Here is a 24775-nt window from a genome sequence, read left to right on the forward strand (position 1 = left end):
GTTCGTCATGCAGCTTTCGTGATCCTCATTTAACGTCTCTGCCGCCCTTCCGTTGGCAGAGGTTTTTCAGACCATCCTTAGTGCGGTCCCGACGAATCGTCAGTCGCCCTCGCTTCCCACCGTGCCCTTCGCCCTGCCCACACCCCAAAGCCACCATTCCCCACGCTGGCCCTTGCGCTGAGCGTCACCGCTCAAGGGTGGACGCCTTTGTCGGACGGATGAGTCGATAACAGCCAAAGCTGTTATCAGCGGTTTGATTCTTGCGGTAATACTGCACACATTGCGCCACTTCAACTATTGATCTTCCTCGATTGTCCACCGTAGGCTTCTGCAAATAGAAGTGCGCGATATTCAGGTTGTCGTCCTCGGTGCCTGTCACGGCGGCGATCCTGTAGCCGTTCGCAATATGCGATGCGAATGTCCCTCTGATTGGCTCCCACTCAGTGTATTTTTTCAGCATTTGCTGTGAGCACGAACACGCCGAGCAGCGTTGCGACAACGTAAGGCTTCATTGCGAGCTCCTTGTTAAGTCGGCAACCTTATCGCGCTAGAACTATAGGTAGGCTGTCGCTGCTTTCACAAGCCCCTTTTTTGGCCGGCCCTCTATAAGAGGGGTGGCCGGGATTCGCAAATATCTAAGCTTCAGATATTTGCGAATCCCGGTCGACGCTCTATCAGCTGGTGCGCAAGGGCAGCAAGGGCACGCCCGCCGAGGTGCTGCAGGGGTTCTGGCAGGAGCTGCGCGGGCGCACGCGCGTCACCATCGACCACCCGGACCTGCCGGAGGCGTTGAAGGACATTGCCGCCGGGGCGGTGCAGACCATCTGGCAGGCGGCCAACGAGGCCGCCACCGGCGAGCTGGCCACGCTGCGCGCCGAGGCGCGCGCCGCCGAGGCCGAGCGCGATGCCGCGCACGCCGAGACCACGCTCGCACGCGAGGCAGCGGCGGCGCTCGTCGCCCAGCTGGACGCCGCGCGCCAGTCCATCGAGGAGGGTCAGGCGGCGCTGGCGACCGAGCGCCAGGCCCACGCCGCGACCCAGGCGCGGCTGGAGGCGGGGCGGGCGGAACTGGAGGCGGGGAGGCGGCAATTAGAAGAGTTGCGAACCCAATTCTCGACGGAGCTGGAGCGCGCTCGCGAACAGGTCGTCATCGCGCAGGAACGAACGGGCCGAGGCTAGCGAGCGCCGTGCCTTGCGCGAACTGGATGCGGAGCGCACCGCGCGCCAGCAGAGCGAACGCGCGGTCGAAGCGTTGCGCGGCGAACTTGTTACGGCGCGGCGAGGCCCGCGACGCGGCGGTGGCGCAGGCCGAGGCCCGGGCCCGGCTCGAGACCCAGGTCACGGCGCTCATCGAGCAACTCTCCACGCGGCTCGCGGCCGCCGACGCCGCCGAGCAGAAAGCGGCCAACGACTGGCCACCGTGCAGGCGGAACTTGCCGCAGCGCAGCGCCGGGCCGAGCGCGCCGAAGCCGAGGCGGCGCTGGCGCGCCAGCTGCTGGCAGAATTACGGCCCACGGGAGACCTTCGCTCGATGTACGGCCCGTCCGCGGTGGTCAGCGCCATGCAGCTGGAACACTCGTTTGGCGAGATCGATGCCAAGGATATCGATTCCCATGATGAAACCCCCACGTGTCAGGTTGAGGTCGACAGTGTCCACCGAAGGGAGGCGTCGGGTCCATACATGCACGAAAGGTATGATGACCCCAAGATCAGCGGGTATGCAGGTCGGCACCGCGCATGACCGCCGTTGCGCCATTGCTTTCCACCTTTACTGGCTTTTCTCGATCGATATCTTCGCCGCTCGTTCAAGTAATTCGCTTGTCGCGCGTTTGAACATCTCTCTGAGTTCCGGGGCGATGAGCCTCGACCCCAACTCTCCCAGAGCGACAGTCGTTATAACGTCTCTTTTTTCAGGTGGAAGTAGATCCCATTGTTCCCAGTCCTCGACGGGTCCGGGTATTGGGAAATCAGATGGCCAGGGCCACGGAATGTATTCTGGAAAGAAGAACCGCATGGGATCCTTCGGCAGCCACGGAGGTCGCCGAAGCTGGAATCCGGGCCAACTGTAAGTCCATGCGACATCGCGGAAATTTGGTGATGGAGGTATGGTCGTCAGGCGAGAACTACCTACGCTCATACCCAGACTGTTCATCGCGCTCGCGCTTCTGCCATTTATGGTCCCCCCTAACGTGGGGAGGCCGCCAAAGCTCATGTATTGATAGTTGTCATAGAAGACCGCCTCGTAGTCCGGTTGCGCGGCTACAACGCGGGTACCATTGATGGCGACAACGGAGCGAAAGGGCGTTGATAGTGGTGCAAAAAGATTCGTGTTCTTGTGCTGATCCGGATGGTTCAAATCAATCAATACGATTCGAGATAGGTTGGAGGACGCGGCCACTGCCACACCCACGAGTCCCTCCTTGTTTAGGCAGGGAACGCTATCTGAAAGAATCGGCAAATCGCATTGCAGCCAAGCATCACTTTCTCTTGGAAGCCAATACAGTTTAGTATTTTGAGTTGCACTTGCTAATTGAATCGCTACCCGTCCATCATTGTCTACTCCCAATATATTCGATGATGAGATGCCGCCGATGTTCGGGAGGTGGCGTAGATACCCATTTATGTTGAATAAAATTAGGTGATCTGGCACCCGGGGGTCTTGAGCAAAAACCGAACCCAACATCAGATCGTGATCGTTGATGGCAAGGACTTCCCAGAGGTTTGGGACTATCGTATGTAGATCGACTGTCGCATTCCCGATGGGTTTATATAATCCGTATGAGCCAGATAAACGACCAGGGGATTGTCCTCTGAAAAGAAAATTTCCCTGATTGTTAATTCTAAGTCCGAGAGTTGGGCCAGGGTAGTCGACCGGGGAGCTTGGGGCGCCATTCTTCCAGAGGGTAACTATCATACTCGTGACATTCCCGACCGAGCGGCTGGATTCGCCAATAATGTCGCCAACGTCATTAATGTCGCTAGCCGAGCAGTCCATGAAGGGTGGCAGCGGAGGAAGCAATGTGAGTTGTCCAGCCATTTTCTTCTCCTTCTTCATGGGGACAGACCGCGATTATCGTATGGGTGCAGGCCGCAAGAACGGTGCCACGCCTTGGATGGGCTAGATCATGAGGCCATGAGGGGGAAATCACTGTTCCGCTAAGCCTTCGTTGTGTGAGTTCTGTTGCAATGTTGAAGCGTCGAAGGATGCACGCCGTTCGGCGACCCTAGGTGAGCCGTCGAAGTTGTGAGATCGATCAGCTAAACGGCGTTGCATAAGGCGTGGCGCACTGGAGGGAGACCGCGCCAAGGCGGGGGCAGACGACCGGGATCTCTGCTGAGAGCCCCATGAGGCACCTACAATGCACGCATGGCTTCCAATCTTGGGCCGGCGACCTCCGTCCTTCAACTTCGAATTGCTCTGCGCGGCCTGAGCCCGCCGGTTTGGCGACGCGTCCTCGTTCCCGAGCACTTGACGCTCGGGCAATTGCACCATGTCATCCAGGTAGTCATGGGCTGGGCCGACGAACATCTGCACCAGTTCAGCATTCATGGCAGGCGTTACGGCGAAGCTCATGAGGGCGTCCTGTAGTTCTCCACCGTGGCAAAGAGCTACCGCTGACCGCGTTTCATCTCCGCGAACACGAAGGCTTCGTCCATGTGTATGACTTCAACGCGTGGTGGCGCCAGGAGATACGCATGGGGCGGCGTATGCTGCGGCAACAGCCTGGCCAGTTGCCGCGTTGCGTGGTGGGTTGCGGGCCATGCCCGCCCGAGGACATTGGCGGGATCGAGAGGTATCTGGAAGCCAGAGACGAACACAGTGAATATGAGTTCCTCGATTGGATCGAGTCGCTGCGCGAGGGTCCTATCGTGCTGGAAGACTTACGCGATGAGCTCGACCGGTGGCTGACTTGGCTGGATCGTCACTTTGACCGTCAGATCGTCAATGATCGGTTGCGAGGGCTCAAAGGGTAGACTGGCCGCTGCAGCTTCCACGGGAGGAGGGCGGCCATGCGTATTAGCTTGCAACTTGTAGTGCACGATGAGGGAGGCGAGCCAGCCACCATCACCGAAATCGCCCAGTTCGAGAGAGGCGGCCTTGATGTGGGCTCGCTGGGCCTCTGTCTGGAGGAGGCGAAATCATTGCTGGGGCGGCTGCAGCGGACGATGGTCGCGGCACAGGTTGCCGAGGCCGTTGCCCGGACCAGCGTTTGTCCCACGTGCGGTGCATAGTTGGCTTGCAAGGGCCACCATCACTTGGTCTTCCGCAGTGACTGTCGATCGATAGTCCCAGACTGTACCCCTGCTGGCAGTGCAAGGGCGAGGACCCCACCTTTAGTCCGGTCGCTAACTGCTTGCCTGAGCGGGTTAGTCCAGACCTGCAGTATCTCGAGGTCAAGTTTGTAGCGCTGATGACGTATGGTCTGACCGTCAACGTGCTGCAAGAGGTGTTGCCGCTCGATCATGTGCTGGCAGCCAGCTCGGATCTGACGGCCGGTTTGGCAGCGCTGCCACAAAGCACTCGATCCCGGTGATGTTTCAAAGCCGAATCAGCCGCGAAATCACCTGTTTGAAGGATGGGAACGGATGCCTTCGTGCACTACGCTTTCATAAAAATGAAATGCCACACCACTGAAACCGGGGGGAATCATGGGTGAGTGGAAAACGTGCGGGCCGCACGAGACGGCCGAGCTTTCATTGTACGAAGCGCCTGACGCCATGGCTGGCTACCGGGATCAGCATGCCGGGATGCACCGTTCGACGGGCGCGGATGATCCTCTGCTGGGCTGCCTGTTGTTGGTCAACCGGGTATGGCAGCGGCCAATGCCGTCTGCCGTCCTGCAGAAGGAGCCACCGCACCGCCTCACATTGCCGCTCCTAAGCGCTGCGGCGGCGCACGTGGGCTTGTCGGCCCGGCTCGTGGAGGTGGAGCTGGACAAGATCCCGGACAGCGTGCTGCCGGCGATCCTGATGCTAGGCAAGCGCAGGCCGTGCGTATTGCTTGAGCGCCGCGAGCACGGACGCCTCCTTGTCGCGCTGCCGGGTTGGGGCGGCGGGGAGCAGGAGGTCAGCCGGGAAGAGTTGCTGGCCGAGTACAGCCGCTACGCCATCGTGGTACAGCCCTCGATGCAGGCCGAAACGGCGGCGAACACGCAGGCAGACATTGAGCCGGCGCAGCCGGCCCGTTCGACAGATGTCGCGACGCGTCCATCCTGGCGGCACCATTGGGACCGCCTGGTTGCGGCTACGCCCAAGGTGTTCTGGTTGCAGGGCAGGCAACGTGCGGAAGAGGCTGCCGGCGTGGGCAGTTAGCCATGCCGGCAGGCGATTTTTGGTGCGCGGCACAGCGGCCCCTTTCGTTGCGCCTTGAATTCTTCGGGAAGAGGGCGTAGCAAGCCGGAGCGAAATTGGCTGAACGCGCCAGCAGCAACTAGCGGATCCACCGCGCGGAGTCTGTACGCTCTACTGCGATTACGCGAACCTCTGTGATCCAGCAGCGGCCCAAGCCGCTAGAAGCCCGTCTTGAAGATTGATGGCATGAAGTTTAGACATAATGCCGGGTATGTCTCGCGGAACGGGCTGTGGTATCACCGACAGAATGCGATTACGCTGCCACCAGGGCGGCGTGGATGCGCTGCGCTACCTCCTTGTCGTCGAGATAGCCGGAAATGCCATGCCGGTTGGCCGTGTCATTACTGATTCGGGTGTTGTTTTCGATCGGGGGCGCGATATCGAAGTGGTCGGCGTTCAGCGGATAGAGGGCAACGACGTCCCGTTCGTCCATGGCGTTGTACCAGTGATCCACGCAGGGGACGGCGTCGATGGGCCGCAGCGCCTTGCGAATGGCCGTCACCCCAAGCGGCGAACCAAGCGTGACGAACAGCGGGACTTTCCAGCGCAACGCAAGGCCGTCCCGCCGTAGCAGGTTGTACGCCACCACGGTGCCAAGCGAGTGGGAGACGATTACGGTCTCGGCATCACTCCTCAGGGCGGGGCGAATGCCCGTCTCGATGCGGTCACGCATGCCCGGATTTCTGAGGTATTGGTAGACATCGCTTGTTGCCAGTGCGATGCTCGCGCCGCTGCTGCCGGGGATATGGCGGTCGATGGCCCTGAGAATGCCTTGCACGAACTCCCAGTTCTGAACGCCCCGGCTGATGAGGTCACCCTCTGCGCCGTCGGCCAGCGGGTCCACCCCGGTTTCATCGGCGACCTCCTGCAGCACGGCGAGGACGAACGTCTTCTGCTGGAGATCAGCGTCCGCCATCGGGCCACGTACGATGATGTCGGCGACCTGATCGTCGGGCGCCCCACCGGCGAGGTCAAAGAGCGCCTGTCCGTAGTAGGGGAAACGGATGTCGGCCTCATCGATCGGGATGTCTAGTTCGCTCTTGGCCAGTCCCCGTTTCCATGCGGCGATCCAGTCCGCCTTCAGTCTGTCCGCTTCCTTGTGTTCCTGCGATCGCCCGTGAATGAATACCAGTTGTCGGCTCATCGAAGTACTCCTTGCTGAAAGGCGCTGCGCACCTGCATCACGCCATCGCGGTCGAGCAACGTCCATGGTGATGGGCAAAGCTGATAGCGCAGCTCACTCAACGGCGCTGGCAGCAAGACACGGTGGGCGTTGAGCAGTCCCCATCCCCGTGCCAGCAACGGGACGCAGCCGAGCAGGCCAGTAGCCTGATCCGCGCGTTTTCCATCGAGTTCCCCGTTGTGCAACGCCATGTCGAAGAAGCGGTAGCCCAGGCGGTCGCGCATCGCCTGGCTGATGGATCGCGAAAGATCCACGCGCCCGCCCTCTGCGAATGCGTAGCTCGTATAGAGGGCGAGGGCGGGGTCAGGCATGTCCGCGATAAGCATGCCTTGTGCCCAGGGATCCATGTCGTCGGCCTCCAGTGCGAAGACACCGTGTCGCGTCGCGACCGACGCCACCCCGCGTAGCCGCCGTACGATCGCAAGCTGTCGTGCCGAAGCCATCGAGGGACGGGCAGGCGCCATCGGTTCGTATGCCGCATCGACCAGCTCGCCATCGACCACGGTCAGCTTGGCTGCGAACCCCGGGAACGCCGGCAGCAGTGCTCCACGCCCCGATTCGAACACCAGCAGGATATTGGCGCCTGGCCATGCCGGATTAACGTGCAGCACGGGGCCAGGAGTTCCAGGCAGGTCGACGGCTGCAGAGGACGATACCGCTTCGACGAACGTATCCCCCCGAATCTCAAAGCCACAGCTTCTGTCAAGATGTCCGCTGAAGGGCGCCGCTACGTCCTCTATGGCACGCAACAGCTCCTTCGCCTCGATCGAGCGGGAGCCATCCTCAAATGTCAGGGAGCGATCAAGACCCTGACTCGCGGGCAGGCGAACCGATCGGTGGATCAAGGCCGCCATGATCGGACTGTTCATGGCGCCGGCCGAAATCACTCTGCCACGATGCACGCGTTCGAATTCTCGCAGGGGAATGCTCCAAGACACCGGTGAGGGCGGTGTGGGCAGCGTGCCTGGGTCGAAGGTGGCTATCCAGATGTGTGGGTCCGAGGTAATGCGCGCGTCCGGCATCTGCATGGCCGTCCCGTCGGGGCGAAGTTCGGCGATGCGGGCTGGAACCTGTTGCGCGAGCCAATGCTTGAGCGGACGGGGGTGGATCCGGTTCATCTCATGGCCATCTTCGGACGTATGTTGGATCAGCTCGGGAACGAAGCCGCCGAGCGCATGCAGCAGCGCGCCGGTATAGAGCGCCGAGAAATTTCTGGCGGAAGTATTCGGGTCCCGCACCTCCAGCGCGGGGCGTCCAAGCGAGCAGGCGTAGAACTGATCGATCGGACTCTCCAGGTCGGTCACATTCTCGTTCGGAAAGATTTCGCTGCCTGTGACACGCTGGGCGTTCAAGCCTTCCGCGGCGGTGCGGCAGGCATCCGAGATGAAGACCACGTGGGGGATGCCGCAATAGCGCGCCAGGCTTTCGCTGCCTGTCACGTTGACAGCCGCCTGGGAGTCCCTGGGCGCGTCTGTCAGCAGCCAATACTCACCATAGGCGATATTGACGCCATGTCCCGCGAAGTAGATGAGGAGCTGGTCCGAGCGCTGGTCGTTGTCGACCATGCGGTTGATGGCCTTCTTTATGGCATCGATGGTCACGCTGCCCCGGTTCTCGTCGGTCAGCACCGTAAGCTGGGATCCATTGATCCCTTGCTCACGCGCCCACTGCGCAAAGCGTTGTGCGCCCTGTGCGGCATCGTACAGCACAGGTAGATTGCCGGACCGATCGACGCCAATTGCCAGGACTGCGCGGCGCATGCTGCTGCCCCCGTTTCAGCCCTCGGCCCGACCGCGGATCGCAATCTGCGCTTTCCGAATGGCGGCCTGACTCTGTTCCCACGTGAGAAGCGGGGTTGTGTTCAGCACGCGCAGTCTTCCTTCGGCGTAGATCGACATCAAGCAGGCCATTGCCGTTTCGTTGTCTTCGAATTCGGTGATAGCAGCACCGTCGTACTCACCAAAGCAGAACCAGAAGCAAAGCAGCTTGCCGCCGAACGCTTGCGTCGCGATGCGGACCACCTCCTCACGGTTCTGTTGTTCGACGACCATGGCTCTCACCTGATCGTCCTTGTAAGCCCACTGATGCAGAAACTGCGGCATGATGTCTCCTTTTCAGAGGGCGCGCCGTGGAATGGACACTTCTGTGTCGGGCACCTCCTGCTCTGGCGTGGCGGCCATCGCAAACGGTGTCATATGTCGGCGCAAGTCGGCTTCGTTGACGCGGAATCGCGCAGGCACGAGGCCTCCGATGGCGCCGCCGATGGCGGAGCCTCCAAGCATCGGCCAGATCAGCGTGTCGAGGTCTGGACTGGCTCCGGTGAGCGACTGCCTCAGCGCGGTGGAGAACGCCGATACGATGAGCCAGACAATGCCCATGGTCGCCGCATCGAGAAGGCGCCGTGTGTGTGGCGACGAAATCGTGCGCCAGCGGTGATCCTGCACGAGCCATGCCGTGGTGGCTGCCGTCGCAAACGGCGAGATCAGGTACGGCGCGCCATCGAGCACGCGCTTAAGGCTACCGTCCAGGCCACCGATCAACAACGCGCCCGCCGCCGCATTGATGGCAAGCGCCAGCATACACGCCACGACACCGGCGCCAACGATGAAACCGAGGGGCGACCGCGTATTCAAGCCGGCATTGGCAAAGCCCCAGCGGTTTTTCGGCACGATTGCCACGGTGAGCGCGCCAAGCTGGATCAACGTGATGACAAGTACGAGATAGGGCGTACTGATGCGTTGCGGGGGCGTGCCGACGAGCGCAAAGAATATGGCAATGCTGAAGTAGAGCAGGCCCGCAGCAATCAACAGGATGCCATAGGATGTGGCTTTTGCCGTGGCACGGACACGAAATCCAAGGCGCGCGATTGCTCGATCGCGCGCGCGCGCGGAATGCTCCGTCGTCAGGACCCCGCGCGCCACCAGCAGACAGGCATGGCTGCAGAACTCACTGATGTCGCAGCACATGTCTCGCAGCATGTCGCTGACAATCTTGCGGATCAGCGTGGCGGCGGCTTCATGCTCCTCCCCGGACAATCCGGACTTGGCCAGGAACTGGGCGATCTGCCCCAGATGCTCCATGGTGCCAAAGGACCGCGATATCCGCAGCGCCAGCTCGTCGAACCGTTGCCGGAGCAGGTCGAGGTCGTTCTTGGCAATGGCGGTATAGCGTCTCAGGTGAGGGTCGCCCGGCCATTTGCGCAGGAGCGTGTGCAGCAAGGTGGCGCGCAACAGGAGAGCGCGCGTGGCTTCACTCTGGGGCAGCCAACTCTGGTCCGGATTGATGGCCAGATGCTCGAGCAAACTGCGCGCCTCGCGCCTCTGGTCTTCTCCCGCGTGCAGTTCCGCCTGGCACAGGACTGTCGCAAGTTCTTCGGCAACTCGGGGCACGCCGGCCGCGCGCTGGAGAAACTCGCGTGGTTTCGCCGTTACGTCACGCCCCGTAAACAGCAGCATGGTCGCGGCCAGGGACAGCCAGATCGGCGAACTCGGACGGATGAAATCGTCGACGCCGCCCATGATGCCCATGGCCTGGAGCGCCCATCGGAACAGGAGGTACAGCAGTAGCATCACGATAGTCAACAGGAATGCATAGGCAGCCATTGCGAGCCGGAAGCGGGACACACTCGCGTAGGTGCGGCACCAGGTGGGTCTGTCGAAGCCGATGATGGCGAACACGATTAGCACGAAGATCGCCGAGGCCAGCTTGAGTCCGAGGTGTGGGTCGCTCATGGTCAATCCCGGGGGGGCCGGACGTTGAAAACAGACGTCGCAAGGCGGCGCGCGCCTCATCCTGCTGCAACTGGTGTTCGGCAGGCTCGGCGGGCGGCCCCCCTCGTGGTTCAACGGGACTGGCCGCAGGCGAGGGAGGCGAGGGAGGCGCCGGGAACGCCGTGGCGGAGCGATGCACGATTAGCGGACTGGAATCTGCGCACGTGAACAGTACCGGGATGCCCCATTCGACAGCGGATTCCCGATGCATCAATTTCCGTGCTGCAGTCAAAGCGTCCTCAACCGATCGCCCATTAAGCAAGGACCGGTAGAACATGCTCGCGAAGGTGATTGCCGTCTCGTCGCAGATTGGATATTGCATGGCGACTACCGCAGGTACCCCTGACTTCACGATGGCGGCGCCCGGGCTGTCCGCTCCCGTGCCGCGAGCGCTCTCGCAACAATTGAGAACGGCGAGCCTGAGGCTACGCGATCTGTTTGACAGGCTCATGGCAAGTTCTGCCGCCGTCAGCCTCACCGCGCCGCCTTGCCCGTCGGCCAGGACCACGAAGCCTTCACTTTGCGGGTTGCCATCGAAGTCGATCCACTCGCTGACACCACCATGGCCAATGAAGTGAAATACATGCCATTCTTCCTTCTGCATTATGTCGAGCAGATCTTCCTGGGTCTGTCCCTGCACCCATTGGAAGTTGATGGCGTCCTTGTCGGGAATCTCGGCCACGGCCCGGTCAATGCGTTGCCGTTCCCGCTCAACATCGAGCGGTGTCCATTCGCCTCGGGGATTGGCGATCATGCCAAGAATGTTCAGCTTTCCAGTGACCCCGGCATGTTGCTGGATGTGCCCAAAGTCCAGATAGCGTACTATCGGCGTGCAGTCATTGAGGCACAGATAGTCCTGGGCCGAACTGTGCTGCTTTTCTTCGAACAGGAATTCCCACGGGAGCACGGCAAGCTCCGGCGGATCGACGGTCAGCTTCAGACGCAGACTGTTGACGCTCGCGCGGCTGGCGCTATAGGTCGTCGCGACCGAGCCGGACTCGCTCAGCAGGATCCGGAACATTTTGCTGCCGAAGTCGCGCAACACCTTTTCTTCGCGAGACACGGGGCCGCCGCGCCGACCTCCGCCGCGCAGGACGGCATTCTCGAGTTGCAAAAGAAAGAGCGCCCGGTCACGCGGATCGCTGCCAAACGGAGCCTGCAAGGCCTCGCGTCTGGAACGGCCCACGGGCGAGTCGACGACTTCCGCCCAATACCTGCCGTCATCGGCGGAAATTCGCAGATCGAAGTCGCTAGTTGTCATATTCCCCCCTGCGCCGGCAGAAAACCGGGAAGAGTATCGACACCAGTGGGTGCATCGCAAATTTTGTTCTGTAAGGCCCCCGAGCGATGCGATGGCGTCTCCCGCCCAGGTCGAAAGCATGGGCATGCCTGTGCCCAGTCGATCGGCTGGCTCGGCGTTGCGCTCCCCTCCGGAGTCCGGCTTTTCTGTTCTGGCGGACCTGTTCCAATTCCGGGCGCCGACTGTAGACGCCGGCACCTTGTTTTTTGATATTTTCAGATTGACTGTATTCGCCCCGCCAGAAATCGCAATGACATCAAATTAACTCGCGAGTTTCATGAGATTTAATTCGTAACATATTTGAAACGAATCTCGCTTTGGTGACACGAATTCCCGATCCAGTCCACCGCCGCGCTTGCCCATCGCGACTGGAAACGGCAATGGCACGATTTACAAGTACGGTTTGAGCTTGATGGCCAGCCCGCATCGGCCCGCGGCCGGATCATGGCGTGGGCCACGATGGCGATCGGCACGAATATCGGTGCATCACTGCCGCGATCGGACAGGCGGGCTGTGTCGTCAACCGCAAGAGGCCCCTGACCAAGATACGCCCTTAAGCGGGTAAGAGAGCAGCGTCTCCACTGCTCCCTCCCCAAAGAACCGCCCAAGCGACTTTCACCGCAAGCGGCTCGCGCATGGCTAAAACACCGAAGCTCGATGCCGGCCTTGCCGAACAGCACAAGTCCTTCGCTAGCTTCGTATCGTTGGTTCATCTCATCGCTGAAACGAGGGAGCTGAACCGCAACGAGGCGGTCTCTTCCAAGCTTCCCTACGCCGAACCTCAAATACTGGCTCACGACAGCCACACCTCGCGGAAGTCTGCACCCTTTCAGGTCAGGGCAAAGTTCGAACCCCTATGCAAGCCATTACAACCTGCCGTTCGCTTTCTCCGCGTTCTCTTACCCGCTTCCCCATCGGCTTGCCTCGCGGCTCGCTTGCCAAAGATTCGTACATTGAATCCGTGGCGAAGAAACGGGCTTACCACGTTCCCGCTCCTACCGACCCGATACTCTGAGCCTATCCGTTTAGCGCCCGCCTTTCCCCCGGCAACGTTGTGACGACGTGCTCCCAAGTGCAAGGGGAGCAACCAGCTGCAGACCTTTTGGTCAGGGCCTTCCAGCCACTTTGGCCCATTGCTCTTTACGGGGTTTATCAACGGTTCACATCTGTTGCGCATGCGGAACTTGCCTAGCCTCCACGCCGCATTGTGGCTCGCAGCGTCACCACACATCGTCGCCGAGTCGTGGCGTCTTTCGACGAGTACATTGTCCTTGGAGCTTCAGACCCGGTAGTTACCCACCACGCCTGTCCAAGTAGGCAACTGCTGGCCGCACAGCAGGTCACGGCACGTCAAGCTGTGCGTGACAAGGCAAGAAGCGAGCTTTACCGCCAACTACATACCGCTTAACGCGCGGTTGACGGCGACACGTGTCGCACTGCTCTGCAGAGCATAAGGGCGTATCTTGGTCAGGGGCCTTTATCGCCGCCATCCTTGCGTACAAAGCTCTTGTGGCCGGCCCACGCCTGAATCAGCGTGCCGTCGACGCTGAAGTGCTCGCCCGACAGCCAGTCCTTCCTCTGCGCGATGGCCAGCACCTCGTTGAAGAACGCGATCACCGCATCATGCTTGAGCAGCCGTTCGCGGTTCTTGCTGAAGACGGTGGGCACCCAGACCGCATCATCCATCGCCAGGCCAATGAACCAGCGAAACAGCAAGTTGTAGTGGGTCTGCTCCATGAGCTGACGTTTGAAGGTGTCAGCGCCGCGCATAAATCCGGGGTTGGGTGGAGTCTTCAAATCAACGCCTCAGCCTGTCGTGACGCTGACGTTCGCTGGAGGTATTTCAGCGGCCTGCTAGCACTGGGCGAGCTTGTCAGCAGACGATATACCCTGCATCTACTTGCGTCGCTTACCCGGTTTCCTCCCTTATCTTTTCTACATCGGGTTAGGACTTGGAAATCCTGACTGGGGGTAGATCGCCCCGTATACGCGTTGTGTCCGAGAGATAAACGCTGTGCAGATCAGGCTGAAGCCGCGCGTAGTTGTACTTTGGCGGCCGTCATCTATGCTGCATTCGTTGCCGGGCTACCCATGCGCGCCATTCCCGTGCAAGTACGTTAAAAGAAAGCAACGCACCAGCGATGACACCGGGCATGGCAACCGCGGCGGGCAAACACGATCGGGCCGATCGGGAGCTGTCGCGCAGCCTTCTGCACTCGAAGAGCAGCCCACCGCCATCCAGTCGCTGCTCGCCACTCCGAGCCGGCAATTCCGTGCCGCAGAGCATACGAGGGCCGTTTCGTCACCACGCCTTTAGCGCCGAGCTCGGCGCCGCCTTCATTACACTCCGGGGGACACGATGCAACTCAAAGGAGAAAAACCATGCCAAGCATCGACCGGGATTCAATACGATCAGACATCGTCCAGCGTTGGGGCATCCTTGATTGGAAGGGCCGTTTCCCATGGTGGCGTAAGCCTGCCAAAGTCCGCATCCTGATGTATGCGGATTCAAGCGTCCATTTTGAAGGCGGTCCATTTTTGGGCCTGCAGTATGTGAAGACGTTGCTCGAGAGCCGGGCATACTTTTACGTCGACTTTGACATCGCAACCGCCCATCGCGACGGTACCGACCCGAGTGCCTCGATTTCCGGCGCCATGAAGCTGACAGATCTGGACATCATCAACAAGTACGAGCAGGTCTGGTTCTTCGGCATCAATGAAACTCCGAACCTGACCCCGGCAGAGGTGACGCTACTCGACCAATTCATGGCCGCACCAAAGTTTGGCGGCGTACTGGTGACGGGGGATCATGCAAATCTGGGTCAAGGCATCGCTGGTCAGATCACGCGCGCAGGGCAAATGCGCCGGTATCCCGCGCCCGGCCTGACGCCCGGAAAATGGAATACCACTCTGGAGGAGGGGCCCGATCCTGGCACATCTTTCGATTTCGAGGACCAGTCTGATGATCGCCCACAAAATGTGCGCTACGAGCGCTTCTCAATCTGGTCGGGGCAGATTTTCCGCCGACGGTATCGTCCTCACCCAGTGATGTGCGGCCCGACGGGGCCGATTACGGTGTTTCCCGATCACCAGCACGAAGGCGAAGCCCTGGCACCGGTGCCGGGGGCGGGCGATCCGAAGTGGCCCACCAAAGGCGGATACCAGGAACGGCCTCGCGTCATCGGCTGGGGCAAGATCAAGGATCCAGCCGCGGAGAGGCACGGACAGGAGATCGGCTTGGCTTCCGCCTACGATGGGCAGAACGTCGATGTGGGCCGGATCGTCGCGGACTCAACATGGCACCATTGGTTCGACATCAACCTGACCGGCATTGCGGCGAATCCACCTTATGCTGGCTTTGACGCCACCCCAGCTGGGCGGGCGGCGCTCACGCAAATCGATGCCTATTTCCTCAACTGTGGTGTGTGGCTGGCGCCGCCGGACCAACAGGTCGCAATGCGCCATGCCGCTTGGTGGTCCATTTTATGGACCGATCGCATCGTAGAACTTTCCATAGACTCGCCGATCTGGCTTCTAGGTGAGCAGGCGATTAATGCGCTGGGGCTTCGTGCTCCGCGCTGCACCGTGAGTGAATGGATCTTTGACTTCCCGATCTTCAAGGAAAAGATTCCGCGCTGGGAGTGGCCTCAGCTCTTCGAGAAATTCGACCTCGTGAGTTTGCCCTTCGAGCATTTCGTTGCCGGCGGCATCTTGCGTCGGCTGGTTCGCGACGTTGGCCCCTCATCCAGTGAAAGGCAATTCCCGCGCGAGGCACCGCCGGATGAAGTTCTTTTCCGCGCGATCAATGCCGGTATCGAAGAAGGGCTGGACGCGCTCAAGGAACAACTGACCCAGGAAACAGTACGGGTCACGGAACTCATAAGAAATGATTTCAGACTGTCCTCATCACCAAACGATAGATCGCCGAACATAGATAAAGTCTAGCAAAAGGGGCGCCGCCGCAGGACGCCTGTCTACGGCTGCGCTACCACGCTCTGGTACTTAAATGGACTGGTTGCCTTGGCGTCGAGCCCTGGCCTCTCCGAAGGCTCCAGCTTTGCCTGCACGGCGCCAGTTGCCCTTCTCGGCGTCTGATTAAGGATGTTTAGGCACAGTTCCCGGTTATGCCCAGTCTGTACTTATCACATGCAGCACAAGGCGTGAGGCGGCCATTTGCGTCCACGGGCATCTGTGACGTCTTCGCATAATCAGAGCAGGCTTTTCCAATCGACCAATCTGGTCGAGAGGAGAAGCTCATGGGTCACACCCAGTCCCCAGGGCCGTCGGCACGCCACGCGCGACGTCCCGACGCGCCCTCGGTAACGGAGCTACCGAGCAAGCTACAGCATTGGCTAGACAGCTAGACGACTTCGATCGCCATCTAGGGGTGATCGTGCTTTGGGTGCAGAATGAGTCGCTGAGATCCGGACTTTCCAATGCCATCAACGACTTACGGTACGGGAAGAAGCAGCGCGACGTGGGGCTCGCACAAGTCATTGATCTAGCGAAATATTTTTTCTTGGACCGTATCAATCTGCGTAGAAAGGACGATCACCCCGACAACCAGACCGGCTTGGCAAGATAACCGCGACATCGGTGAACGGGCTAGCAGGACAAATCGCTAGCCGCCATGACTTGGAAAAAAGCGTGACGCGGAGCGGACGTCGATGAGTAATTGCGTTTGCTGCCATTCGCAGGCCGCTGGTGTCCCCACCGCGACCTGCCCACCCGGTGATAGTATCGCCCATCTATCATCCTTCATTAAGGGCGGTCACTCCTCCATCTCGCCCGACAAACAATTAGCTATAGCATGATTCTGGCGTACAGATAAAGCCGATAGGGTCATGCGTGAAGTGTAGGACCGACATGCGTTCCCCGCCGTGAGCGTATGCCCTTTCCTTCGGGATCCATTCCCCACGGATGTTCAGGGCTGTGCCTGTTTCCAAACCGGTCAAGGGTTCGTCGATTCCCTGTCGATCGCCAACCCGCACCGATACAAAGACAATCTCCTGCTGACTCACAACGCGATCGAGGTCCTCCTGAACGTCCGGATCCGTATCCGTGACCTGCTCGACCTGAATCGTCAAGTGCTGATGACTCGCCCCGCTGGTTTCGATGCCGAGGTATTCCGCGATGATCGCCTGGACCTCGACGACATCGCGCTCCTTGCGTCGCCGCAACCGTGCTCGCGCGGCCTCCAGGCTGATTCCGGTGATCTGCGCCCGGATCGCTGCCCGTTGTGCGGCCGCGTAGGCGGAAAGGAAATCCTCAACGCTTTCAAATTTTCCGAATTTCATGTCATTACCTCCGTTTAAGCGCTCACAGTTGTGAACGGCTGTGTGCTGAAATGGAAACTGAACAGGTCCGAGTGCTGCCGTTGTTTTCGCTCCGCCCACTCCTGCACCCGGAGCATATGGTCCCGCTTCTCGCCTGCTTCCTGCACCTTGGGCGAGGTACTGAACCAGAACTTGAAGGGGCGGTTTTCCGCGACAGGCGCTCGCGCGCGCTTCTTGGCTGGTCCGACCCGGGCAGCGAGCATTTGATCCAGAACGGACAATTCCGGGTTCGTGTTTGAGCCGTCGCCGCAGAATAGGTAGTGATCCGCGGAGACGATTAGTGGAAACGTGTCCGATATATTGTGTTCTGACCCGTGGTGCGGATACTTCAGTACGTCCAGGTGGATGTATCCATCGCCGATCAGGCCTGCGTCCTCGAGACCCTTGAGGATCATGTCGGGATGGTTGTCCCCGGTGAGCAGCAACGTCTTGCTCCCTTCCTCGATGAACAACACGGTGGAAGCTACATTTGGCGCCGTCACGTGCTTGTAATCGGGTACGCCTTCCCAGCCGAAGAGTTCAAATGTCCGAATGGCGAGAGAGGTCGCGCCAGCCTCGAGCTGCCCAGCATACTGATCCCGGATCCTGCGCGCGGTCTGCCTGTTTGCTTCGCTTCTCAGCCAGTTGTTCCATCCCTTACGAAGGCCTTCAAGCTCGGCCGACGTCGGGCACAGGATCGTCGCCCTGAGCGTCCCGAACTCCGCGGCGGACTGGTTGGGTCGCGCCATCAACAGCTTGCCGGAGTGCTCTGGGTTCGACGGGAGTCGATTAAGCTCAATGTCCAGCAGATCGGGCTTGATCAGGCGAGAAACGGTGAGTGCCTGCTTGATCGACGTCGCGATCTGGGCGTGCTCGTAGCCGATATCCACTAGTGCCTTATCGTTGCTCGCCTGCAGCATCAATGCACTGGCCGCAAGCAAGTTCTCGATCTCGCCGGAATTGTCCTTGATCAGGTCCCGAAAAGCGTTGTGCCACAACGCTTTGATCTCGGGCGGGCGAGGCAGCGCAGGTTGCGGCGAGGGATCTGCGTTGGCGTGGTGAAAGTCGAAGACCTTCCACTGCACCGCGAGATCGAGCAGTACCGCAACGCCGCCGATGTGATCGCTGTCAATGTGTGAGATGTAGGCGAGATCGATCGGTTTGTTCGCTTCGTGCCAATTTGAAAGGGCCGTCGCAATCGTGTCGCGCATCGCCTCAGGCGTTCCCCCATCCGACAGGATCCTGTTTTGACCGGTATCGTCTTCGACCAAGAGGCAGTCGCCCTGATACGACTGGAACACGTGAATTTGCATGGCCGGCCTCCTTGCTATCGAAGCTCATCGCGGTTGTCAAATACCAAGGCCTCGGCGATCGCCGCTGCCGGATCGATGACGCCGAAGCCCACGTCGTTGCGCCACTCGTAGCCGTGCGAAGGCAGTGGCTTGGCTGTCCGCTTCAGAATGCCTTCACATTGCGCCGCGTTCAGGCTCGGTTTGGCCGCTAGCATCAGGCCGATGACACCGCAGACATAGGGGCTCGCCATGCTGGTGCCGGTCATGGAGACCCACGTGTCATTACCGCCGAAGCCATTGGCAGCAACAATCTCGGTGCCGGGCGCTGCAATATCCGGCTTGCTTCGGCCGTCCCGGGTCGGTCCTTGACTGCTTGAGATGTTGACGCGACCATTCACGACATCGACGTTCGCGACGCCAACCACACGGTGCGCACAGGCCAGTGAGCCGATGGAGTGCGAATCGACATTGCTTGCCTTGGTAAAGAAGGACGGAAACCGGTATGCACGGAGGTTCTCCAACCGATCCAGCTCCATTGGGTCATCGCGCTCGATCCAGGCGTGGAAGTGGCCGCTGCGGATCTCGTCGCCGTGCAGTCGCACCTTCCACACGCCAGGTACAACTGGCGCCAGCGTGTCCGGATTCAGGTTCGGCGATAGATAGATTGCAATGTAGTTATCCCCGTTGGTCGGGTGGTATAGCTCGCTGTAGATCGACAGCACCGTACCATTGTCCAGGCGCTTGTTTTGGATGTACTCGCGGGGAGCAATAGTGAACCAACTGGAGCTACCCGGAGGCTGAACGGATACGGTCATGCGGTCCTGGGGGGCGTACCAGATCTCAAGTTCGTTCTCGGAGAAGTCGGCGACGCCATCGCCAACCACAACCCATTCGAGATCGATGTCAAGTCCCCGGGATTGCACGCGACCCATTGTATGAATGCGTCCCATGAGCCAGCCCAGATCATCCGGCGTTGCGCCGTCTTCCTGCCCGGCATTGCCCGCCGCCACGGTAATGGCCCGGCCGGGAACGGACAAGGAGGCGTCAATCCATCGACATGGGCCATTCGAGCCGTCATGGGCGCCACCATTTGTCCCCAGGCTAATATTGATGGAAACGGGCAAGCCCAGCTGCTGGCCAAGCTCATACAGATACTCGATCGCGTCGATGATTCGTGAAGAATCGCTGAACGTCCAGCGGCGCTGCTCTCTATCCGTTTCCGGGACAGGCAGCGACACCAACACGGCTGCGATCCTAGCGCCGGGACATACGCCGTTCGAACCAGCCGCAATGCTGGCGACATGTGTTCCGTGCGAGCTGGTACTGCGCTGCGACTGACGTTCCAGTTCAACGGCAGGAAGACCTCCCTCGCGCTGTTGCCGGACAGCCGCGGCCAGACGCGCTTCGGTCAGTTCGGATCCATACCCGAATGACTGCGGTGGCGGCCGAAAGTCGCCGCCCTGGTCCCAGATGGCAACGAATCTGGTATTCCCTGTCGCATCCAAGAAATCTTCGTGGGCAAAATCGAAGCCGCCAACATCGATGATGCCGATCAAGACCTTGTCGCCGGTCAAGCGCTTACCGCCGCTGATGACAGCGCGAGGTGTCGGCCTGAGCGTGCCGCCGGCGCCGTTCGTCACAGGCAGCGGGATCGACAGCGATTCGGCTGCTTGAACGAACGTGACGCCTGGCAGCGTCGATATCTCCGACAGCGCGGCGACCGGAACCGTGACCGAGATGAAGTTGCGCCTCGGCATTACCTTCCTGGACACCTGCGGCGGTAGTTGCGCGTTAGCCAGGATCTCCGTGACCTTCCTTGCGACCTCCGACACGGGGCTTTCCGACCCGGGGTCGCCATTAGCCGTTTCTATGAAGACGTTGACGTAGGCCTCCTTGGCCGGGCCAACCTCTGACATTTTCGGCCGAGGTGGTGGCCGCTTGACGACGGGGACCTGGGCCCCTGGCAACGTTCCGACCGTGAACCGCTCGCATGCCCGAAGGCTTTTCGCTGCGGTCGCACCGATGTCAGACACATGCAGCGATGCGCTGCTGGCGAGGCGGCCCGATAACACGGCTGCCGTTGCATTGACGCGATCATTGCGGTTTTCTATCACGCGCAGCCGGGGATGCAGCTTGCGATTATCGCCTTCCGTCATATCGCCTCCTCTTTGCGCCTTGTAACGCGTCTTTGTCGGGACCGCTGGATGGTTGCTTCTCGGCGGCAGCCACCTTCCTCTAGAAAACAGGAAGGATTTGACGGCCGGCCGTCAATTGAGCAACAAAAAACAAGCTCCAGAATTAAAGGCCAGTACGAGCATAGCGCACGGTCTCGGACGTCGCTTCAGCCAAATGGTGGAGACGATGTGAATAGTATTTACTTGAGATATGAGAGCTTTGGCGTGGGTGCGCGACTGCCGGCTTTCGATCTTGGCAGTGAGAAATAGTCGTTAGGTTCAATAGCCAGATCGGTGAGATGGATCGCGCTCCCAATGATTGCCACCGGCAATGAGAACAAGAAACGTGAAACGAGCTTCATGCACTGGCGCAAAAAGCAGTAACGAAACCAGTATGAATTGAATTTTGTTAACTTCTAAAGTTAAATCTATTTATTGCACGACATCCTCGCACAGCTGATATGACTCCCCGTGTCAATCGAAATTGGTTTGATTCGGTTTCACAGTTGCATGTAGTTCCCCCAATTTCCTGAAGGGCGACGTAGCAGTAAGTCTCGACGGTGGATCATGCTGATATCCGCGGATTGGTTACCGCATTACAGAGGTCCGCCCAATGAGCCTGCCGCTATCTAATTCCGCAAGTCGGACGAAATCCGTTGCCTAGCTGGATCGCGGGTTGCTCGTGTGCCGGGCTACGTCGCCCTTCAGGAAACTGAGGCCTCATGGTAGTGTCAGATAGGTACCGGTGTTGGGTTACGCTGCCCGCGCCTCGTTCGGTACGGGCCAGCGACATGGCGAGCTGACTGATGTCCCAGATGAACCCGCTCAGTTCGCGGGCCACCGCAACCACCGCAATGTTCGGGTTCTTGCCGCGTGCGGCAAGTCTCCGATAGCGCCGGCACAGTCGAACCTGGGCGTCCCAGGACCGGTCAACGATGGCCTTTGGGATGCCTTCGTGCCGGCGCTGGATTTCGGGGCTCACCCGTGCCGGGTGCCGGTAACTCCAGGCGGCTTCGATTAACAGCTTTCTTGCATAGCTATTGCCGTTCTTGGTAATGCTGCCTTGGCGCCGTTTTTCTCCCGATGAGTGTTCGGCGGGCGTCACGCCGAGCCAGGCCATCAGTTGGCGCGGATGCACAAAGCGCGAGAGATCGCCCAATTCAGCGAGCATGCCTATCGCCGTGGTGAACTGCACGCCGCGCATGGCCTGCAAGCCAAGTACGGCCGGATAGAGGCGCCAGTTGACGACAGCTTCGCGCAAGGCCGCTTCGAGACGGGGTAATCGTACTTTTCGTGCAAAATCTGGCGGTTTCCCCGAAAGCCTTTATCCACAACGCTTTCCGACAAGCCCACACCTGTTGGCCGCTGCGAATGAGAGGAGGGCGTAACATATCCGCCCGCGATTCGGATCGCGCCATCTCGTTAGGGGCAAGGGATGCCGGGCTTGGGATTTCGCTATGTGGGAAGTGACCGATTGCCGATTCGGATGTCGGAATTCGATGTGGAGCGATATTTCGCTCTGACCGACAGCGACGTCGCGGCGCTCAATGAGCGCTTTCGGCACGATCGGCGCGCCGGGGCAGCCATCCAACTCGTATTCCTACGCGCAAGCGGGCACAGCCTCGGCCAGGTCAGTACGCTGCCGCGCCAGTTGCTACACTACATCGGCCAGCGGCTCGGTTTGCCGACGCCAACGATTGCATCGCTCCGGACCCTATATCGCCGTTACAAGACACTCTATGACCACCTGATCTGGGCCTGCGGGTATCTGGGCTTGAAGTCGATCAGGCCGGATCAGTGGGCAGACCTCGAAGCATGGATGCGCCACGATGCCGAGGAATCGCTCACGCTTGACGAACTCCTTCAGCACGCGAACTACTGGCTGTACGAGCGAAGGATTCTGATTCCTGCCGACCGGACGTTGCGGGATCTCGGGCGATCGGTCTGGGCTGAGATCGAGCGCAACACGCTTGCCCTGATCGAGGGGACCGTCCCTGAGACGCAACTGAGGCGCGCCGACGCAGCACTATCGAGCCAACATGATACCGCAGGCATGACCGTTCTCGACTGGCTCAAGACGCCGCCGGCCCGACACAGTGTGACGACATTCACGGAAACGCAGGAGAAGATTCGGTTTCTCAAGGAGATCGGGGCCCACACATGGACGCTGGACACCGTGCCGATCGATAAGCAGCGTGCCTGGGGACAGCGGATTCAGGCTCGCCGACCGGTGAAGACCCGCGAACTCAAGGGGTCGACGCGCGCTCTTGAGCTGGTATTTTTCCTTCGCGTGACGCTGCTCGAGTTGACCGATTCGCTGCTCTATCAAATAGGACGCCGCGTCTCCGATCTGGTTCGGCACGCCTACAACAAGACTACAACGAAACAGGCTCGCTCTGCAGTTGAATATCGACAACAACTGATCGCGATCAAAGCGCTCGTTTGTGACAACACGCGCCCGGCAGAAGTCCGGCTTGCAGAGATTGGGACACTGCTTGGGGAGCTACCGGAAGAGCCTCGCGCCAGCCATGCAGCCAGCGTTCGAGAGACGCTGGCTGATGATCACCGGCGCATCCGTAGTCTTCTTTCACCCCTATGTGAACTAGAGTTGTCGGGTCGGGACACGGAACCAAGCCTGCAGCAACTCAAGCTTATCGCCAGGCTGCACGATAGCGGCGCGACAGAGTTGCCAATTGACCACGGAGTGCCGATTAGCGCCAAGTGGCGCGCCTTGGTTGACTGCGACGATCGCAAGCGGGCACTGCGCGCTTTGGAAGCCGCCGCGATCACGAGCTTGCGCAAAGATCTGCGCCGCGGGTCCGTGTGGATTAACCACAGTCTGTCCTTTCGTGAACGCGACCAGATGCTGATTCCGCCGTCAGACTGGGAGTCCGAGCGAGGCCGACACCTATCGTTATTAGGTCTTCCAGCTACGGCGGAGCCCTTTCTTGAGCGATTGACTGAGAACCTGAAGGCCGGCCTCGCAGCGCTGGAGGAGGCCCGCGAAGCCGGCCGCGTGACAATCGGCAGGGATGGCGCTCTGCACCTCTCGGCATTTGACGCGCTACCGACGGACGGGATACCCAGGCGCACACGCGACCTGCTTTTCAAGGCGATCGGCCCAGCTCAGTTTGCAGATCTGATGATGGAAGTGGATGTCCACACGGGTTTTAGCGAAGTACTGCTGGCGCGGAAGGCACGCGATGCCAACGAACTTGTCTCGCTCTATGGTGCGCTGATGGCACACGGCACCGAAATTGACGCGAAGGGCGTTGCTGCCATGATTCAGCAAGTCGATGCTGCGGCGATTTCGAACACAATGCGTGTGCTCGAAATGTCGGGCCGGCTGTCGCGCGCCAACGCCCGCTTAGTTGAGTTTCAACGTACGCACCCCATCACAGAGTTGTGGGGAACTGGGCAGCGAGCCTCGAGCGACTCGATGAGCTTGGATACCTCACCTCATTTGTTTTACGCTCGTGTAGATCCGCGTAGGCGCACCCATGCAGTGGGTATCTACACGCACGTCTTGGACCAGCATGGCATTGTGTACAACCAGCCCATCGTCCTTAACGAGCGCCAGGCGGGGGTCGCAATTGAAGGTGCAGTGCGCCACAGCGACACGCGCGAAGACGGCGGCCTGCTCGCGCTTGCCGTTGATACGCATGGGTATACGAACGTGGGGATGGCCGTATCGAAGCTGCTCGGCTTCGATCTATGTCCGCGGCTACGCAATTTGTCGGAGCGCAAGCTCTATCTGCCACGGGGTATGGAGGTGGCCAAAGATCTTGCTCCCGTCGTGGATCATGGCATCTCACTGAAGCCCATTGGCGACGGCTGGGACGGGCTGCTGCGGCTCGTTGCATCCATCAAGTCAGGGCGTGTCAGCGCCGTCGTCGCGTTGCAGCGATTCGGCAGCGCAGCCCAAGGGGATCCGATTTATCGGGCGGCGGAACAGCTTGGCAAGCTGCTGCGGACCCTGTTCCTGTGCGACGATTTCAGCAACGTCGAGTTTCGCCGGGAACTGCACGCGCTGCTCAATCGCGGTGAGTCGGTACACGAGCTCCAGCGTACGATTTACACGGGTAAGGTCGCACCGGAGCGCGGCCGTCGTCGTGACGAAATCATCGCGATTTCTGGCTCGTTGACCCTGCTGACGAATCTGGTGATTGCCTGGAACACGCAGCGCATGCAGGCGACAGTCGACGCGTGGCGCGGCAAGGGGCAGCGAGTCGAGGACGATTGGCTGCGCCGAATGGGGCCGGCGCATTCGGCGCATGTGAACTTTCGGGGCACGTTGCGATTTCCGCTCGAGCAGTACCAGGACATGCTGCTCGAAGCGGCGCCCTGGCAGCGTGCGGCAGGATCGTGAGGGCCACCTTCAAGGAGGAG

15 protein-coding genes and 5 pseudogenes are annotated in these 24775 nt (G+C 60.1%); 7 read left to right on the forward strand and 13 right to left on the reverse strand.

The window, feature by feature from the left end:
* Window positions 1-184 precede the first annotated feature (184 nt).
* Window positions 185-379 (reverse strand): hypothetical protein, encoded by a 195-nt coding sequence (locus J8I34_RS29440; RefSeq protein WP_209807685.1) that lies wholly within the window; start codon window positions 377-379, stop codon window positions 185-187.
* A 269-nt stretch (window positions 380-648) separates the two neighbouring features.
* On the opposite strand from J8I34_RS29440, the pseudogene J8I34_RS29445 reads away from it, so the two are divergent.
* A pseudogene (locus J8I34_RS29445) lies at window positions 649-1510 on the forward strand (DNA-binding protein); the annotation flags it as partial.
* Window positions 1511-1513: 3 nt separating this feature from the next.
* Here the strand turns inward: J8I34_RS29445 and J8I34_RS29450 are convergent.
* Window positions 1514-1615 (reverse strand): annotated as a pseudogene (locus J8I34_RS29450) (IS110 family transposase); the annotation flags it as partial.
* 153 nt (window positions 1616-1768) lie between these two features.
* Window positions 1769-3055, reverse strand: a complete 1287-nt coding sequence (locus J8I34_RS29455) for a hypothetical protein (protein ID WP_209807686.1) — start codon at window positions 3053-3055, stop codon at window positions 1769-1771.
* Window positions 3056-3367: 312 nt separating this feature from the next.
* Here J8I34_RS29455 and J8I34_RS35545 point away from each other — a divergent pair, with 312 nt between their 5' ends.
* The 4 genes and pseudogenes from J8I34_RS35545 (at window position 3368) to J8I34_RS29475 (ending at window position 5313) form a co-directional block, all read left to right on the forward strand.
* On the forward strand, window positions 3368-3589 hold the full coding sequence (locus J8I34_RS35545; protein ID WP_209807687.1) for a plasmid pRiA4b ORF-3 family protein: 222 nt from the start codon (window positions 3368-3370) through the stop codon (window positions 3587-3589).
* 26 nt (window positions 3590-3615) lie between these two features.
* Window positions 3616-3975 (forward strand): IS1096 element passenger TnpR family protein, encoded by a 360-nt coding sequence (locus J8I34_RS35310; protein WP_209807719.1) that lies wholly within the window; start codon window positions 3616-3618, stop codon window positions 3973-3975.
* Between the two features lie 36 nt (window positions 3976-4011).
* A pseudogene (locus J8I34_RS34950) lies at window positions 4012-4484 on the forward strand (ISKra4-like element ISBte1 family transposase); the annotation flags it as partial.
* A 166-nt stretch (window positions 4485-4650) separates the two neighbouring features.
* A complete protein-coding gene (locus tag J8I34_RS29475) occupies window positions 4651-5313 on the forward strand; it encodes a cysteine peptidase family C39 domain-containing protein (RefSeq protein WP_245176227.1) in 663 nt (220 codons plus the stop codon).
* Window positions 5314-5605: 292 nt separating this feature from the next.
* On the opposite strand, the gene J8I34_RS29480 is transcribed toward J8I34_RS29475, so the two are convergent.
* The 6 genes and pseudogenes from J8I34_RS29480 to J8I34_RS29505 all read right to left on the reverse strand — a co-directional run.
* Window positions 5606-6496 carry a hypothetical protein gene (locus J8I34_RS29480; protein WP_209807689.1) on the reverse strand — a complete coding sequence of 297 codons (891 nt, stop codon included), beginning with the start codon at window positions 6494-6496 and terminating at the stop codon, window positions 5606-5608.
* A complete protein-coding gene (locus tag J8I34_RS29485) occupies window positions 6493-8295 on the reverse strand; it encodes a caspase family protein (RefSeq protein WP_209807691.1) in 1803 nt (600 codons plus the stop codon). Before J8I34_RS29485 ends, J8I34_RS29480 begins: the two co-directional genes overlap by 4 nt.
* Window positions 8296-8310: 15 nt before the next feature.
* Entirely contained in the window at window positions 8311-8637 is a 327-nt protein-coding gene (locus tag J8I34_RS29490) for a GYD domain-containing protein (RefSeq protein WP_209807693.1), read from the reverse strand.
* A gap of 12 nt (window positions 8638-8649) precedes the next feature.
* Complete coding sequence (locus tag J8I34_RS29495) at window positions 8650-10053, reverse strand: hypothetical protein (protein ID WP_209807695.1); 1404 nt, start codon at window positions 10051-10053, stop codon at window positions 8650-8652.
* Window positions 9968-11566 carry a CHAT domain-containing protein gene (locus J8I34_RS29500; RefSeq protein ID WP_209807697.1) on the reverse strand — a complete coding sequence of 533 codons (1599 nt, stop codon included), beginning with the start codon at window positions 11564-11566 and terminating at the stop codon, window positions 9968-9970. The genes J8I34_RS29495 and J8I34_RS29500 overlap by 86 nt, the downstream gene beginning before the upstream one ends.
* Before the next feature lie 1515 nt (window positions 11567-13081).
* Window positions 13082-13354 (reverse strand): annotated as a pseudogene (locus J8I34_RS29505) (transposase); the annotation flags it as partial.
* Between the two features lie 633 nt (window positions 13355-13987).
* Here J8I34_RS29505 and J8I34_RS29510 point away from each other — a divergent pair.
* A complete protein-coding gene (locus tag J8I34_RS29510; protein WP_209807699.1) occupies window positions 13988-15550 on the forward strand; it encodes a hypothetical protein in 1563 nt (520 codons plus the stop codon).
* 854 nt (window positions 15551-16404) lie between these two features.
* Here the strand turns inward: J8I34_RS29510 and J8I34_RS29515 are convergent.
* The 4 genes and pseudogenes from J8I34_RS29515 to J8I34_RS29530 all read right to left on the reverse strand — a co-directional run.
* Window positions 16405-16902, reverse strand: coding sequence for a hypothetical protein (locus J8I34_RS29515; RefSeq protein WP_209807701.1), 498 nt, complete (start codon window positions 16900-16902; stop codon window positions 16405-16407).
* Between the two features lie 14 nt (window positions 16903-16916).
* Window positions 16917-18233 (reverse strand): MBL fold metallo-hydrolase, encoded by a 1317-nt coding sequence (locus tag J8I34_RS29520; protein WP_209807703.1) that lies wholly within the window; start codon window positions 18231-18233, stop codon window positions 16917-16919.
* 14 nt (window positions 18234-18247) lie between these two features.
* Window positions 18248-20368, reverse strand: coding sequence for a S8 family serine peptidase (locus J8I34_RS29525; RefSeq protein ID WP_209807705.1), 2121 nt, complete (start codon window positions 20366-20368; stop codon window positions 18248-18250).
* A 796-nt stretch (window positions 20369-21164) separates the two neighbouring features.
* Window positions 21165-21665, reverse strand: a pseudogene (locus tag J8I34_RS29530) (transposase); the annotation flags it as partial.
* Between the two features lie 156 nt (window positions 21666-21821).
* Here J8I34_RS29530 and J8I34_RS29535 point away from each other — a divergent pair.
* Complete coding sequence (locus J8I34_RS29535) at window positions 21822-24755, forward strand: Tn3 family transposase (RefSeq protein ID WP_209807707.1); 2934 nt, start codon at window positions 21822-21824, stop codon at window positions 24753-24755.
* Window positions 24756-24775: the final 20 nt, after the last annotated feature.

This window comes from Cupriavidus phytohabitans, assembly GCF_017815025.1.
GTDB lineage: Bacteria > Pseudomonadota > Gammaproteobacteria > Burkholderiales > Burkholderiaceae > Cupriavidus.

Bases quoted from the DNA above. Each gene is read 5' to 3' on its own strand.
- J8I34_RS29455 (WP_209807686.1), bottom strand. From the start codon at position 3,055: ATGAAGAAGGAGAAGAAAATGGCTGGACAACTCACATTGCTTCCTCCG.
- J8I34_RS35545 (WP_209807687.1), top strand. From the start codon at position 3,368: ATGGCTTCCAATCTTGGGCCGGCGACCTCCGTCCTTCAACTTCGAATT.
- J8I34_RS29475 (WP_245176227.1), top strand. From the start codon at position 4,651: ATGGGTGAGTGGAAAACGTGCGGGCCGCACGAGACGGCCGAGCTTTCA.
- J8I34_RS29480 (WP_209807689.1), bottom strand. From the start codon at position 6,496: ATGAGCCGACAACTGGTATTCATTCACGGGCGATCGCAGGAACACAAG.
- J8I34_RS29485 (WP_209807691.1), bottom strand. From the start codon at position 8,295: ATGCGCCGCGCAGTCCTGGCAATTGGCGTCGATCGGTCCGGCAATCTA.
- J8I34_RS29490 (WP_209807693.1), bottom strand. From the start codon at position 8,637: ATGCCGCAGTTTCTGCATCAGTGGGCTTACAAGGACGATCAGGTGAGA.
- J8I34_RS29495 (WP_209807695.1), bottom strand. From the start codon at position 10,053: ATGGGCGGCGTCGACGATTTCATCCGTCCGAGTTCGCCGATCTGGCTG.
- J8I34_RS29500 (WP_209807697.1), bottom strand. From the start codon at position 11,566: ATGACAACTAGCGACTTCGATCTGCGAATTTCCGCCGATGACGGCAGG.
- J8I34_RS29510 (WP_209807699.1), top strand. From the start codon at position 13,988: ATGCCAAGCATCGACCGGGATTCAATACGATCAGACATCGTCCAGCGT.
- J8I34_RS29515 (WP_209807701.1), bottom strand. From the start codon at position 16,902: ATGAAATTCGGAAAATTTGAAAGCGTTGAGGATTTCCTTTCCGCCTAC.
- J8I34_RS29520 (WP_209807703.1), bottom strand. From the start codon at position 18,233: ATGCAAATTCACGTGTTCCAGTCGTATCAGGGCGACTGCCTCTTGGTC.
- J8I34_RS29525 (WP_209807705.1), bottom strand. From the start codon at position 20,368: ATGACGGAAGGCGATAATCGCAAGCTGCATCCCCGGCTGCGCGTGATA.
- J8I34_RS29535 (WP_209807707.1), top strand. From the start codon at position 21,822: ATGCCGGGCTTGGGATTTCGCTATGTGGGAAGTGACCGATTGCCGATT.